10 protein-coding genes are annotated in these 15,379 nt (G+C 60.4%); 6 read left to right on the plus strand and 4 right to left on the minus strand.

Features of this window, described 5'->3' with window-relative positions:
• The first annotated feature begins 10 nt into the window (after positions 1 to 10).
• The 3 genes from PG899_RS09930 to PG899_RS09940 all read left to right on the plus strand — a co-directional run bounded on the left by PG899_RS09930 (position 11) and on the right by PG899_RS09940 (position 4,868).
• Positions 11 to 3,463, plus strand: coding sequence for a VWA domain-containing protein (locus PG899_RS09930; protein ID WP_270697345.1), 3,453 nt, complete (start codon positions 11 to 13; stop codon positions 3,461 to 3,463).
• An 86-nt stretch (positions 3,464 to 3,549) separates the two neighbouring features.
• Positions 3,550 to 4,107, plus strand: a complete 558-nt coding sequence (locus tag PG899_RS09935; protein ID WP_190284085.1) for a hypothetical protein — start codon at positions 3,550 to 3,552, stop codon at positions 4,105 to 4,107.
• 56 nt (positions 4,108 to 4,163) lie between these two features.
• Complete coding sequence (locus tag PG899_RS09940) at positions 4,164 to 4,868, plus strand: SIMPL domain-containing protein (RefSeq protein ID WP_190284086.1); 705 nt, start codon at positions 4,164 to 4,166, stop codon at positions 4,866 to 4,868.
• Positions 4,869 to 5,116: 248 nt separating this feature from the next.
• On the opposite strand, the gene PG899_RS09945 is transcribed toward PG899_RS09940, so the two are convergent.
• Entirely contained in the window at positions 5,117 to 6,493 is a 1,377-nt protein-coding gene (locus PG899_RS09945) for an amino acid permease (protein ID WP_190284087.1), read from the minus strand.
• 362 nt (positions 6,494 to 6,855) lie between these two features.
• On the opposite strand from PG899_RS09945, the gene PG899_RS09950 reads away from it, so the two are divergent.
• Positions 6,856 to 7,143, plus strand: coding sequence for a hypothetical protein (locus tag PG899_RS09950; RefSeq protein ID WP_190284088.1), 288 nt, complete (start codon positions 6,856 to 6,858; stop codon positions 7,141 to 7,143).
• A gap of 89 nt (positions 7,144 to 7,232) precedes the next feature.
• On the opposite strand, the gene ppsR is transcribed toward PG899_RS09950, so the two are convergent.
• Positions 7,233 to 8,045 carry a posphoenolpyruvate synthetase regulatory kinase/phosphorylase PpsR gene (gene ppsR / locus PG899_RS09955; protein WP_005302533.1) on the minus strand — a complete coding sequence of 271 codons (813 nt, stop codon included), beginning with the start codon at positions 8,043 to 8,045 and terminating at the stop codon, positions 7,233 to 7,235.
• Between the two features lie 308 nt (positions 8,046 to 8,353).
• Between ppsR and ppsA the strand changes: the two genes are divergently transcribed.
• Positions 8,354 to 10,732, plus strand: coding sequence for a phosphoenolpyruvate synthase (ppsA, locus tag PG899_RS09960; protein WP_190284089.1), 2,379 nt, complete (start codon positions 8,354 to 8,356; stop codon positions 10,730 to 10,732).
• Between the two features lie 300 nt (positions 10,733 to 11,032).
• Complete coding sequence (locus PG899_RS09965) at positions 11,033 to 12,010, plus strand: AraC family transcriptional regulator (RefSeq protein ID WP_103828137.1); 978 nt, start codon at positions 11,033 to 11,035, stop codon at positions 12,008 to 12,010.
• A gap of 95 nt (positions 12,011 to 12,105) precedes the next feature.
• On the opposite strand, the gene PG899_RS09970 is transcribed toward PG899_RS09965, so the two are convergent.
• Positions 12,106 to 14,487 carry a beta-glucosidase gene (locus PG899_RS09970; RefSeq protein WP_190284090.1) on the minus strand — a complete coding sequence of 794 codons (2,382 nt, stop codon included), beginning with the start codon at positions 14,485 to 14,487 and terminating at the stop codon, positions 12,106 to 12,108.
• Positions 14,488 to 14,910: 423 nt separating this feature from the next.
• Entirely contained in the window at positions 14,911 to 15,369 is a 459-nt protein-coding gene (locus tag PG899_RS09975; protein WP_011706502.1) for a serine protease chaperone, read from the minus strand.
• Between the last annotated feature and the right edge of the window lie 10 nt (positions 15,370 to 15,379).

Raw genomic sequence — 15,379 nt, forward strand, 5'->3', positions numbered from 1 at the left:
CGGCGGGGAGGTGTTCCGCATCAGCGTGGCGAGCAATGGCACGGTGACGCTGACGCAGTCGGCGGAGCTGGACCATCTGCCGGAGGACGTGGACAACAGCAACGACAACAACCTCATCAGCCTGGCCAATGGCAAGGTGCTGCTGAGTGCGACGGTGACGGTGGTGGATGGTGACAACGACACCGCGACCGGGACAGTGAGTGCAGACCTTGGTGGCAACATCAGCTTCGAGGACGACGTACCGACAGCCAAAGACAACAACGTCGTTATCACTGAAGCAGGGTTGCCACCCTTCAACCTGGTGATGGTCATCGATACATCAGGCAGCATGTTGTGGCAGATCGGTACGTCGACAAATGGTTCGCCAAATCGTCTGGAACTGGCGAAGGATGCACTAAACCACATGATCGACTCCTATGTGGCGCTGGGTGTGCCGCTGGTCTTCACGGTCATTGATTTTGCCAGTGGGGCTGTATTGATCCCGCAAACTAGTGATCCTGATGTAGCCAAGGCCAGTATTTCCGGTTTGCCGACAGATGGTGGCGGTACCAACTACAACGCACCACTCGTATTGGCGCAGAATCAACTGACGGCGGATCTGGCGAACCCTGCTTTGGCTGGGTATGAAACCAAGGTTTATTTCCTGTCGGATGGAGCCCCCAATGAGGGCAATGTCCCGGCCGGCTGGACCAGCTTTGTGAACAGCAACAATGTTGAGGTTTACGCGGTGGGGTTGAACGTCAGCGGCAATGCGACGGCGATCGCTCAGCTTGGTCTGGTGGAGGACCATGGGGATGCCGTCACGTTGGTCAACAACATCTATGACCTGGACGCCACACTCCAGGCCACCGTGCCGCCGCCAGCTACCGGCAATGTGATCACGGATGTGGATACCACTGCCGGTGTGGACAGTGCCGGTGCTGATACCCCCGTGACCGTATTGCAGGTCAGCTTTACCGTCAGCAATCCGGCCGCTTATGTCGGGGTCGCCGACAGTGTGAATGGCAATGTGGTGACCTTCCTGGTGCAAGGAGGAACGACCGGCCCCATGACTACACCTCTGGGTGGGCATCTGACCGTGAATGCGGACGGTTCCTACTCCTACACTCCGCCCAATGATGTGGCCGTTGATACACAGGAGGCCTTTACCTATACCATTGTGGATGCCGATGGTGACACCTCGAGCGCCCTGTTGAAGATATTGGTACTGGATACCACCCCGGTCACGGCTTCCGTATTCGAAGATGGTCTGCCTGCCGGTCTGCCTGGCAACAACCCGGCCCTGACCACGGTTGCAGGCTCACTGGCTCATATGGTGGTCGACAGTATCGGCGTCAATTTCGGCGTCGGCAGTACAGCCGGTTTGCCTGCGTTGACCTCAGGTGGGGTGGCGATTACCTACAGCATCATCCACGGTGTCGGAGTCGATATCCTAGTTGCGGTGGCAGGCAGCAAACCGATCTTCACGCTGGCTGTCGAGGCTGATGGCGATTATACCTTTACTCTGCAGGGCCCGATTGATCATGCCCTGGCTGATGGCAACGACCTGGAACTGAAGGCGTTGAATCTGTCCAGTGCGATCACGGCCCATGAAGGGGTGGACAACGTGACGCTGGTTCGTGATTTCATCGTACAGGTTGAAGACGATGTACCGGTTGTCATGACGCCCGCTATGGGGGTCATGCTGAATCAATCCGGGGTGACTGGCATCTTCCTGCTGGATGGTGATGGTACCTTGTCCAACAACTACGGGGGGGATGGTGGTTCAATCCGGTTCGACAGCAGTTTGAATGGCAGCAGCAGTGGCATGACCTCGGGTGGTTTGCCTGTCACCTATACCCTGTCTTCGGATGGCATTACGCTGACTGCCGCAACGGCGGCGGGTACCGTGTTCATTGCCACCCTGCAGCCGGCATCCGGAACCTATCAGGTTCAGATGATTGGTGAAGTCGATGGCGGACAGACCATGATCGACTTCAGTGGTGGTGGTTACAAATTTGTCGGTGGTAATGGGCCTTGGGCTGGATTTAACACCCTGGCCAATGATAACAGCAAGGATCTGCTGTTGACAGCAATGACCAATGGTGTGGATGGCGGCACCGTCAATACGACTTCTCATACAGGTGGGATAAGTGGTGGAGCATCTGTGGGGACTGGTGAAGCTATGAGGATTGATTTTGTGATCGATCTGACCGGTTCACCGGGGAGTAGTGGGTCATATGGTGATCCTGCAACTCATGCCTTCGAAGCTCATTACGACGTCAATGGTGCTTCTGCACTGTTTACATCCATTACCAACAGTTCAAGTGTGAGATTGGTTGCCCGTCAGGATGTAGACAACGACAACGATATTGGTGATGGCAACAAGGAGTCGCTGACTGCTGTGGCAATCAGCTACAACGGTTCGACCAAGATCGTCAACATCGGTGCAGGCATGTCCCAGACCGTGGCGGTGGGCGGCAACTACTTTACAGTCAACTTTACGGATGATGATCCGGGGACTGGGGTTACTTATGTTGCGACCGTAGTTGGTGTTGTCACCAATACCAAGTTGGCGGCCTACACTGCAGATGGTTATAACAGTCTGGAGTTTCACTACGTCGATGGTAATACCTTCAAGATTGGGGACTTCGGTTCCAGTGTTGCCACTCCTGGGATCCCGGTCAGTTTGCAGCTGCCGGTCACGCTGACGGATGGAGATGGTGATGCAGTCCACAGCAACATTGGTCTTAGCCTGCTGCCGGAAGCACCGTTTACCCTGGACTACGACAGTTCCGCCAGCGGCGTGAATATGACCTTCAACAGTACGCAAGGGCATGCCATCGGGTCTGATTTTGGCGACAGCATCACAGGCAACAGTCTGGACAACATCTTGTCCGGCGGTGATGGTGATGACTTGCTGTACGGACTGGGTGGCAAGGATACCTTGGTCGGTGGCAAGGGCAATGACGTGCTGGATGGTGGCAGCGGCAACGACACTCTCTATGGGGAGGCTGGCGACGATACCCTGATCGGCGGGACTGGCAACGACATATTGCAAGGAGGTGATGGTAAGGATCTGCTGATCGGTGGTCTGGGTAGCGACACCATGACGGGTGGTGCTGGTAGCGATACCTTCAAGTGGCTTGCTGGCAATGCGGATGGTAGTACCGACAAGATTACTGACTTTACGTTGGGTAATCCGACCAGCGGTGGAGATGTACTGGATCTGTCGGATCTGCTGGTTGGTGTTCCCTCGGCAGCCAACAACAACGATCTGGCGACGGCGCTGGACAACTACTTGAAGTTTGATACTGCAACCAACAAGCTGACCATTGATACAAATGGGCTTACCAGTGGTGGTTCACAACTGACGGTACAGTTCCAGGGTAGCCTGGATCTGGATCACAGCGGTGGGCTGACGACCAACCACGACATCATCAAGCAACTGCTGGATGACGGCAACCTCAAGGTTGATCCGTAACCAGCCAAGGGGGCCGGGTAATACTTGGCCCCTGTTTTTTGACTGAGGGGGCGGCTAAGATAGCGGCAGTACAGGAGAGGGTCACCATGCAGTCATTTAATTGGGTCGATATCGATGGCATTCGCTATAGCTGGGATGGGCAGGGCAGCATTACCTGTACCGGCCAGTTTGGCTATCATGCCACGATGGCGGGTGATCGGATTGATGCGCTGGATCTGGAAAGCGATGATGGCGAGGTTGCTGGTTCACTGAATGTGGACTTTGCGGCGGCCACTATCTCATTCACGCCAGCCGTCGATGCAGCGCCACCCCACATGATGGTGCTGGTCGGTCATGAACAGGGGCAGCAGGAGTATACGTTGCAGAGTTTGAGCGATGTCTGCCTGCAGGATCTGCTCGGCCACTCCGACAACATCGACTGTGCCCCCCTGATGACCACCACGACGACGGAGCCGGTAGCTCCGCTGGCCGGACATGTTCTGTCGTGGGACTCCTTCCATTTTGATGATGATGTGCTGCTGGGGGCCCGCGGCGCCACGCCACTGGCGGCTGCTCATCAGGGGCTGCCGGGTAGCGAGATCAGCATCAATATCGATATGACCAATCAGGTACTGGATCAGATCCCGCCGTTGCACGATATATGAATCCCATTCGACGACGGGCATAATGACCTCACTCCAATAGATTGAGGTCTTTTTTTATGTGGCGTCCCCTGCTTACCCTGTCTGCCCTGGTTATCAGTGCACCCCTGTTTGCCCTTGAAGTGCCGCAAGCCCCCCATCTGGTGGTGAGCGGTTATGCCGAGCAAAAAGCCGAGCCCGACATGCTGACGCTGAATGTCTCCGTGACGGCGCTGGAAAAACAGGGCATCAAGGCCAAGCAGCAGGTGGATGGCAAGGTTGCCGCCTTCTTTGGCCAGCTGGAAGGGTTGGGCATCAAGCGCAGCGATGTGGAGGCGGGCAATCTGGTGATCTCTCCGGAATACCAGTATCCGCAGAACAAGAAGCCGGAACTGGTGGGCTACCGTGCCCAGCGCCAGCTTGCGGTCAAACTCTATCAACTCGACAAGCTGAGCGAGCTGATGGACACCGCACTCAAGGCGGGGCTGGAATCCGTGTCCCAGATTGAGTACGGGCTCAAGGCGCCGCAAACCATCAAGGAGCAGGCGCGTCTCGGAGCGGTTGAAGATGCCAAAACCAAGGCTGAGTCTCTGGCCAAGGCGTTTGGCATGAAACTCGGCAAGGTTTACAGCGTCGAGTACCACAACAATAGCCCCATGCCGATCTACAGCCGGGCCCTCAAGGCTGCCGCCATGGCACCTGCCGCCGACATGATGGAAAACAGCTACCAACAGCAGCAGATCACCATCACGGACAACGTGGAAGCCGTCTTCCTGCTGGAATAATCCTGCGCGGTTTTCTACCTGCCTTTTTGCAACAAGCCCGAGCTCTCTGTCTCGGGCTTGTTGTTTTTAGACGAGCGGGATGTTTGCCAAAGAAAGAGGACTAGCGATGGCCGCTTGCTGAGCGCGTGCTCACAGCGTCATGGTGGACTGAAGAGGGGAGCCGGGGGATGCCTACTTGCGGCGGTAATATCCGGGTAGAAAAAAGCCGGTCAGTGACCGGCTTTTGAGGGACGATGGGGCTGCAGCCATCAGCCCAGGTTGGCTGCGACGCGAGCCTGACGCTTCTGCTTGAATTGATAGCCGATGGCCAGCACGATGATCCAGACCGGAATGAGCAGTACCGAGATCTGGATGCCCGGCGTCAGGTACATGATGACCAGGATGCCGGCCATGAAGGTGAGGCAGAGGTAATTGCCGAACGGGTACCAGAACGCCTTGAACTTGGGAACCACGCCTTCGGCTTGCTTGCTCTTGCGAAACTTCAGGTGCGCCAGGCTTATCATGGCCCAGTTGATGACCAGGGCGGAAACCACCAGTGCCATCAACAGCTCGAACGCCTTGCCCGGCATCAGGTAGTTGATGAGTACGCACAGCAGGGTTGCTGCGGCGGAGACGGAGATGGCCACCACCGGCACCCCGCTCTTGTTGGTCTTGAGCAGGCTGCGCGGGCCGTTGCCCTGCTTGGCCAGACCAAACAGCATGCGGCTGTTGCAGTAGACACAGCTGTTGTAAACCGACAGGGCCGCGGTCAGTACCACCATGTTGAGCACGGTGGCCACCAGATTGCTGTCCAGTGCGTGGAAGATCATGACGAAGGGACTGCCGCCTTCTACCACCTTGCCCCAGGGGTAGAGGGACATCAGCACGGCCAGGGCGCCGATGTAGAAGATGAGGATCCGGTAGATCACCTGATTGGTGGCCTTGGGGATGCTCTTCTCGGGATTGTCGGCTTCGGCAGCCGTGATGCCGACCAGCTCGAGCCCGCCAAACGAGAACATGATCACCGCCATCGCCATCACCAGACCGCTGATGCCGTTGGGGAAGAAGCCGCCCTGGGCCCACAGGTTGCTGACGCTGGCGTCCGGGCCGCCGTTGCCACTGGCCAGCAGGTAGCCGCCAAAGCCGATCATGCCGATGATGGCCACCACCTTGATGATGGCGAACCAGAACTCCATCTCGCCAAACGCCTTGACGTTGGAGAGGTTGATGGCGTTGATCAACACGAAGAAGAAGGCCGCCGACATCCAGGTCGGGATCTCGGGCCACCAGTACTGGACATAAATGCCCACCGCGGTCAGCTCGGCCATGCTCACCAGCACGTAGAGCACCCAGTAGTTCCAGCCGGAGGCAAAGCCGGCGAAGTCACCCCAGTATTTGTAGGCGAAGTGGCTGAAGGAGCCGGCTACCGGCTCTTCCACCACCATCTCGCCTAGCTGGCGCATGATCAGGAAGGCGATAAAACCACCGATGGCATAGCCAAGCAGCACAGAGGGGCCCGCCATCTTGATGGTCTGGGCAATGCCGAGAAACAGGCCGGTGCCGATGGCGCCGCCCAGTGCGATGAGCTGGATATGGCGGTTTTTCAAACCGCGTTTCAGCTCCTCGCCGTTTTGTTGAAGATCCATTCTTCCTTCCTTACGTCTTCTGAAGTCATTCGTCTGTCATCTCGTCCGTCGGGTCACTCCATGTGACCGTGCACGGCAAAGCGTGCCTGAAACGTGACGAAATCCGTATTTATTTCGTTACAGTTGGTCGCTTTCTGTTTTTTATGGCGACTACCAACGGAAGCAGAATAGTGATAATCCATCGCGGATGCACCTGTTTTCCTCATCATTCGCTGGTTTTTTCGGCGAAAGGCAGGTTTTTAGGGAGCGACGAAGCTGGTAGGGAAGTGTTTGGTTGCATTGTGAGCAATTGAGTGCGGTTTGGTTGACTCTGTCGGAAATTCCTGTTTTATGAAGCCTCCTTTGCAACAAGGATGCACTTCATGCAACGTATTATTGGCAGTTTGCTGGCCGTCGCGCTGTGGCTCACCGTGTGGCTTTCGCCCCTGCTGCTGACCATGGTGGCAGGGTGTCTGCTGGTGTGGGCCGTGCAGGGTGATGACTATCTGGTGATGCACTTGCGGACGGTCTTGTTGATCGCCGGTGCCATCGGCCTGCTACCAGCCCTCTGGCTGACCGAGCGGGTACGCCGGCGTCACGGTGTGCTCAACTTCTACGCCATGCTGATGAACAACAAAGAGCTGAACCGCCCGGGCACCCAGCCCCGCTGAGGTCCAGTCGACAAGCGCCGGATACGGTTGTATCTGGCGCTTTTTTATTGGCGTTTGCCGTGTCGTCAGCTTGCCGGCGGGCAGGCTTCTCAATAAAGCTGACGGCGCAGGCCGGTGGCCTCGAGGATCTTGGCGCTGATCTCTTCCACCGAGTGGGAACTGGTGTCGAGGAAGCGGATCGCCTCCTGGCGAAACAGCCGCTCGACGCAGGCCAGCTCCTGTTCACACTGCTCCAGCGAGGAGTAGCGGCTGTTGGCGCGGCGCTGGTTGCGGATCTCGTGCAGCCGCTGGGGGGCGATGGTGAGGCCGAACAGCTTGTGGCGATTGGCCTTGAGGGCGGCCGGCAGATCCAGGACTCCCATGTCCTGCTCGATGAAGGGGTAGTTGGCGGCGCGAATGCCGAACTGCAGCGCCAGATAGAGGCTGGTCGGTGTCTTGCCGCAGCGGGAGACCCCGATCAGGATGATGTCGGCCTCCTCATACTCCTTGGTGGTGATGCCATCGTCGTTGGCCAGCGCGAAGTTGACTGCCTCAATGCGATCGTCATAGAGCTTGCGGTTCTCCATGCCGTGGGTGCGGTGCAGTCTGGGTTCGGCCTTCACCCCGAGCTCGTGCTCCAGCGGGCTGACGAAGGTGTTGAGAAAGTCGTGGCTGCTGGCCTGGGCCTTGAGCACCTCCTCGCGTACCTGATGATCGACGATGGTGTGGAACAAAATAGGGCGTACCCCGGTCTGGCGGAACTGCTCGTCGATGCGCATCCGTACTTGGCGCGCCTTCTCCAGGGTTTCGACAAAGGGGATGGTGATCTGCTCGAAGGCCAGCGGAAACTGGCTCAACACGGCGTGGCCGAACACTTCGGCGGTGATGGCGGTGCCGTCTGAAACATAGAATACGGTGTGCACTGGGGGCTCCTGTGAGGGGGGCGGCGAGCTGGCAAGCAAGAAGTATCTCTCGAAACCATATCGTTTTTGTCAACCGGTCTGCCGTGCCCAAGTTGTGAAGTGGTTTGCAAACCTGAGTCGTTACCTTTTTGTGTTGGCATTGTAGAATGTCTGTGTCATTCGACCATCCCCAAATCTTGCTCGGGGATTTTTTTGACAATAAGTAGAAAACGTTTTCATGGTCGTTGGCAACAGTAGAAATAGACAATAACGCACATAAACTGGCGCACAAGGTGCCATGGCGGCACAGTGCCCACCAACCTGGAGACATGCAAGTGCAACAGTACGTACTCTGGTACGAGCAACTCGGAATGCAGGACGTAGAACGAGTTGGCGGCAAAAATGCATCCCTTGGCGAGATGATCAGCAACCTCTCTGGTGCCGGAGTGTCGGTGCCGGGCGGGTTTGCCACCACCGCCTTTGCGTTTAACGAGTTTCTGGAGTCAAGCGGCCTCAACGGCAAGATCCACGATCTGCTCGACAGCCTGGATGTGGACGACATCGCCGCCCTCAACCGGGCTGGCCAGCAGATCCGTGACTGGGTGATCGAAGCCCCATTCCAGAGCGCGCTGGAACAGGCGATCCGGGTTGCCTACGACAAGCTCAGCGGTGGGCTTGACGCGTCCTTTGCGGTGCGCTCCTCCGCCACTGCCGAGGACATGCCGGATGCCTCGTTTGCCGGCCAGCAGGAGACCTTCCTCAACGTGCGCGGCATCGACGCCGTCATGATTGCCGTCAAGCATGTGTTTGCTTCACTGTTCAACGACCGCGCCATCTCCTATCGGGTGCATCAGGGCTATGACCACAAGGGTGTCGCCCTGTCGGCCGGGGTACAGCGCATGGTGCGCTCGGATCTCGCCGCCTCCGGTGTCATGTTCACCCTGGATACCGAGTCGGGCTTCAACGACGTGGTGTTCATCACCGGCGCTCAGGGCCTTGGCGAGATGGTGGTGCAGGGGGCGGTCAACCCCGACGAGTTCTACGTGCACAAGCCGACCCTCAAGGCAGGACGCCCGGCTGTGGTGCGCAAGACCCTCGGCTCCAAGCTCATCAAGATGACCTATTCCGGCGATGCCAGCCACGGCCGCCAGGTGCAGATCGTCGACACCAATGAGGCCGAGCGCAGCCGCTTCTGCATCACGGATGCCGAGGTGATGGAGCTGGCCAAGCAGGCCCTCATCATCGAGCAGCACTATGGCCGGCCGATGGACATCGAGTGGGCCAAGGACGGGCAGGATGGCAAGCTCTACATCGTGCAGGCTCGCCCGGAAACCGTGCGCAGCCGCCAGGAGGCCAACACCCTCGAGCGTTTTGCCCTCAAGCAAGCGGGCAAGGTGCTGATCGAGGGGCGTGCCATCGGCCACAAGATCGGCGCGGGCCCGGCGCGGGTCATCTCCTCCATCAGCCAGATGGACGAAGTACAGCCCGGCGACGTGCTGGTCACCGACATGACCGACCCGGACTGGGAGCCCATCATGAAGCGGGCCTCCGCCATCGTCACCAACCGGGGTGGGCGTACCTGTCATGCCGCCATCATCGCCCGCGAACTGGGCATTCCGGCGGTAGTGGGTTGTGGTGATGCCACCAAACGCATCGAACCGGGCCAGCTCATTACCGTCTCCTGTGCGGAAGGGGATACCGGCTTCATCTACGACGGCGAACTCGACTTCGACGTGGCGGTGACCGAGGTGGGCAACATGCCGCGTCTGCCCATCAAGATCATGATGAACGTCGGTAACCCGGACAGAGCGTTCGACTTTGCCCAGCTGCCGAATGCCGGCGTCGGGCTGGCCCGCCTCGAGTTCATCATCAACCGGATGATCGGGGTGCACCCCAAGGCGCTGCTGGAATTCGACCAGCAGAGCCCCGAGCTCAAGGCCACCATCGGCAAGATGATCGCCGGCTACGAGAGCCCGCGCGAGTTCTACGTCGCCAAGCTGACCGAGGGCATCGCTACCCTGGCCGCCGCCTTCTGGCCGGAGCGGGTGATCGTGCGGATGTCGGACTTCAAGTCCAACGAGTACGCCAACCTGGTGGGCGGCCGTGACTACGAGCCTCACGAAGAGAACCCGATGATCGGTTTTCGTGGCGCGTCGCGCTACATCGCCGACAGCTTCCGCCCCTGTTTTGCCCTCGAGTGCGAGGCGATCAAGCGGGTGCGTGATGTCATGGGGCTGACCAACGTCGAGGTGATGATCCCCTTCGTGCGCACCGTGGGCGAGGCGGAGCAGGTGATCGACATCCTGGCCGAGAACGGTCTGCGCCGTGGCGAGCGGGGGCTCAAGGTGATCATGATGTGCGAGATCCCGAGCAACGCCCTCTTGGCAGACAAGTTCCTCGAGCACGTGGACGGCTTCTCCATCGGCTCCAACGACATGACCCAGCTCACCCTTGGACTTGATAGGGACTCGGGGCTTATCGCCCACCTGTTCGACGAGCGTAACGAAGCGGTCAAGGCGCTGCTGGCGATGGCCATTGCCGCCGCCCGCAAGGCGGGCAAGTACGTGGGGATCTGCGGCCAGGGGCCATCCGATCACCCGGACTTCGCCGCCTGGCTGGTCGAGCAGGGGATCGACTCGGTGTCCCTCAACCCGGATACCGTGGTCGACACCTGGCTCTATCTGGCCGAGCAGCACAAGGCGAACTGACGCAGGCTGCACAGCCCCCATCAAAATGGCGCCCACGGGCGCCATTTTTCATGGCCGAACCTGACGCAACTGGTCCGATATGGCGGCCAGATATGCCCAAAATGGCGCGCTGGCGCGTGCTTTTACACTCCGTTACATCTGCTCGCTTTGCAACCGCCCCATAATGGTCGCGCCAGCCCGCTGCACGGGGTGGCAGGCCTGCCGCCAGTGGCGGGCCGGGGGATCACGAGCAGTTTCCTGTCAGCACGGAGGCCAGGACGGCAGATGTCACAGAGCGTATCGAACCAGGTGATCAGACGAATGCTGGGAGCCTGCCAGCAGCAGGGGGGCGATCCCGATGCCATTCTGATGGCGGGCGGCCTCACGTCGTTCGACATCGAGCGGGAACAGGGCCGGCTGCCGGCCCACAGCCACTACCGGATGCTGCAACTGATGCAGCCCTATCTGGCCAGTTTTCACGAAACCATTCTCTCCTACGACATCGGCCAGCTCTACCAGCACTATCCGCCGCTTATCAGCTTGTGCCTGAACCAGCCCTCGCCGCGGGCGGCGCTTGAGGTGCTGTTGGCCTATCGCCCCATCATCGGCAGTTGTGACGAGCTGCGGGTGCGGCGGGGGGCGCAGGCCAGCCAATACCTGTATGTCAATCAGGGGCCTGCCAGCCTGGGGGCGAGTCAGGCCATCCCCAACTTCATCATGCTCTACCGGATTTTGCGGGTCTATCTGGCGGATCCCCGGGTCTCGGTGGGCTTCACGGGGCGGCCGCCACCACGCCATCAGCTGCTGGATCAGTTCTTCGCCACCCGCTGCCGCTGGGAGCAGGGGGAAAACACCCTGACCATCGACAACGGCCAGCTCGACTGCCCCAGCCACTGCTACAACGAGCCGCTGGGTCATCTGCAACTGGCCCAGCTGGCGCAGATCTGCGCCGACATCGCCGAGCGGGCCCCCTTTGCCTATCTGGTGGGGGAGCGGATCCGCCACAAGATCCGCGAAGGGGAGCTGGAGAGCGACGAGAGCCTGCTCAAGGAGGTGTGCGCGGCCATGAATGTCAGCCGCTGGACCCTCAATCGCAAATTGCAGGGGGAGGGGAGCAGCTTCTCCACCCTGCTCAGGGAAGCGAGGGTGAGCGAAGCCTGCCGCTTGCTGGGTGAGGGGGATCAACCGCTGCAGAACATCAGCGATCGGGTCGGCTTCTCGTCCCAGAGCGCCTTCAATCGCTTCTTCAAGGCCAACACCCGCATGACGCCGCTGGCCTATCGCAACGCCCGCCAATAAGAACGGGACCGGCGCAAGGCCGGTCCCGTGGTCGGGTCATTGTTGAGCAACTATCAGGCAAGGCCGGGCTGGGTGCCCGGCCGTGCCTGCCTCTGTTAGCGGGTGATGGTGGTGACGCTGGCGGGATCCACCCCGGCCGGCAGTGCCAGCGCCCCCGGCGTGGTGTTGCTCACCACGATCTCCTTGCTCACCGTGAAGCTGACCGGCGTGCTGGCGGAGACGTCCGACGAGGGGCTGATGTAGGCGCTGTAGCGACCCGGCTCCACGATCCACTGGTTGCTGGCTTCATCGAAGCTGGCGAGGATGCTGGCCGGAATGGTGAAGCTCAGCTGTTCGCTGGCCCCCGGTGCCAGTTGCGCCGTCTTGGCAAAGGCCTTGAGCTCGATGAGCGGTTTCTTCAGTTTGACCTCGGGGGCGGTCACATAGACCTGGGCCGCCTCCTTGCCTGCCACGGCGCCGGTGTTGGTGATGGTGGCGCTCAGCACCAGGCTGCCGGCGCTGCCGCCCTCCAGGGTATTGCTGGCGATGGCGGGGCTGGTGTAGCTGAAGCTGGTGTAGGAGAGACCGAAGCCGAACGGGTAGGAGACCGCCTGCTCGAAGGTGCTGTAGTAGCGATAGCCCACGTAGATCCCCTCGTTGTAGTAGAGATCGTCCGGTTCGCCGTCCCCGTCGGTGTCCTCACCCGGGAAGGTGCCGGCGGAGGGAACGCTGGCGTAGCTGTGCGGGAAGCTCTGGGCCAGCTTGCCGCTCGGGTTGACCGCGCCGGAGAGCACGTCCGCCACCGCGTGGCCGGTCTCCTGGCCAGCCATGTAGGCCAGCAGGATGCCATCCACCTTGTCGCTCCACTGGGCGGTGTCGATGACGCCGTTGACGTTGAGCACCACCACCACCTTCTTGCCCTGGGCGTGGAAGGCGCTGCTCACCGCATCGATGAGGGCGCGCTCGTCATCACCGAGCAGATAGTCCCCCTTGCCGCTGCTGCGATCCGCCCCTTCCCCGGCCTGGCGGCCGATGCTGATGACGGCGGCTTGCTGGGTGGTGGCCGCATTGGCGATCAGGGCCGCCAGATCGCCGCTGATTGGCGCCTCGGCGCAGGTGTAATAGCCCTTGGCACCAAATTGCCCCTCGTGATAGACCTTGTTGTTCTCGTAAAAATCGCGGTAGTAGCTCTGCAACGCCTCGTTGACCGGGAAGCGTGCCGCCAGTCCCTGCGCGATGGTGGTGGTGCTGGCGGCGTTCACATCCCCGCTGCCGGTGCCACCCTTGTAGGTGTTGATCTGGTTGATGCCAAAACTGGCCAGGGTGCTGCTTGCCGAAAGCGGCAAGGCCGCGGCGTCGTTGCGCAGCAGCACCATGCTCTCGGCACCGGCCTGACGGGCCAGTTTGGCGTGAGCGATCAGATCCGGGCTGTTGCTGATGGCCAGCTGGCTGTAGGAGGGGCTCTTCATCACCTGGGTCAGGATGTGGATGGCGGCCTCGTTTACCTTGGCCTCGTCAAGATCGCCGTGCTCGATGGATTGCTGCAACTGCTCCTTGACGTTGCCCGGCTCGATCAAATCCTGTCCCGCCAGCACCTGCTTGTAGGCGTTGTTGGCCACATCGCCAGCAAACCAGTCGGACATCACCAGGCCGTCGAACTTCCACTCGCCACGCAGCAGGTCGGTCACCGCATCCCTGCGTTCGTTGACATAGGTGCCGTTGACCTTGTTGTAGGAGGTCATCACCGCCCAGGGCTGGGCCTCGTCCACCGCTATCTGGAAGCCGCGCAGGTAGATCTCGCGGAAGGTTCTCGGTTCGCCGATGTCGTTGATCTGGTTGCGGTTGGTCTCGGAGTTGTTGCCGAAGTAGTGCTTGATGGTGGTGCCTACCCCGTTGCTCTCCACCCCGTTGACCATGGCAGCGCCGATTTTGCCGGTGAGCAGGGGGTCTTCCGAGTAGTACTCGAAGTTGCGGCCATTGAGCGGGTTGCGCTGGATGTTCATGCCCGGGGCCAGCAGGATGTCGACCCCGTACTGGCGCACCTCGTCCCCCATGGCTTCGCCGACGGCCTTGACCAGCTTGACGTCCCAGCTGGAGGCGAGCAGCGAGCCGATGGGCCAGGCGGTGGCGTAGTAGCTGGCGCTGTCACCGTCGCGGTTGGCGTTGATCCGCACCCCGGCCGGCCCGTCCGCCAGTTTGAGGGCCGGAATGTCGATGCCGTCCGCGCTGCGCAGCACGCCGTTGATATAACCCGCCACGCCGGGCACGTCCTGCTTGACGTTGATGGCGCCGTTGGCACTGCCGTAACCGGGGCCGGAGAGCAGGTCCAGCTTCTCGCCGAGGGTCAGCTTGGCCACCATGGCCTCGGCCTGGCCGCGGTAATAGGCATCGTCCTTGACCAGGGGATCCGAGTCATTCTGGTTGCAACCGACCAGCAGGCCGGCCAGCGCCAGGCTGACACCCAGTGAAACCGCTTTCAATTTTGTGGTGATAGGCATGAAGACGTCCTCGTAACTGTCTGAATAAGAAATAAAAAGGAGATATCGACACCGGGCGCAAGGCATCCGCCCGGGCTGGGCCGCTCTGCTGGCGGCTGCCATTGGATATCGCAAGGAAGGCCGAACGGGCTCGTGGGCAGACGTTTGGCTGCAGGCAGGTTAACAAGCCGGGCGAGGGGCGCCTTGCCCCGGGGGAGCGAGAAATGTGCCGGCGGGAGCAAGGGGGCCGAGTTGTGAGCAAGGTCGCATCGAAAGGCGGTGCCAAACCAAGGGCTGAAAGTGACAAGAGGGGAGAAGGGCAGGGGAGATGCGGAAAAAACGGGTGGCCTGATGGCCACTGAGGATGACTGCGATCAACGCGCGAGGGGGCCGGCGGCCCCCTCGAAGATCAGCTGATATGCCCGGGCAATGGCCCGGGATGGCTCACTTGGGCTGTTTGAGGGCCCCGGCGAGTTCAATCTGCACCTTGACCCCCTCCTGCTTGAGCGCCGTGGCGACGGCGTTCAGATCGGTGCCCGGCTTGGCTTCCAGCAGGGCGATGCCGCCGCTGCTCTGCTTGAAGCGCAGGCCGTGACGGCTGGCCAGCGCGCTGGCCTGGTTGTCATCGGCTTCCACCAACAGGGTGCCGCTGGCGGTGAGCTGTGGGCTGGCCACCCCTTGCAGCAGCACGTCGCCGCTGCGCAGGGTTTGCCGGGGCGCCTTGCCGTCCGCGCTGCGGGCGACCCGCTGCTTGCTGCCGTTGTCCGGGGTGAGGTAGGTCTGACCGTTCACCTCGATGGTGCGGTACTGCTTGCCATCGATCACCACCGATTCATCGGCGGCGTGCACGCCGGCCGAAGCCAGGAGGCCGGCCAGGGCCAGGCCGAGTAAGCTGTGTTTCATCTTGTGACTC

The organism is Aeromonas sp. QDB39 (genome assembly GCF_027707585.1).
GTDB lineage: Bacteria > Pseudomonadota > Gammaproteobacteria > Enterobacterales > Aeromonadaceae > Aeromonas > Aeromonas hydrophila.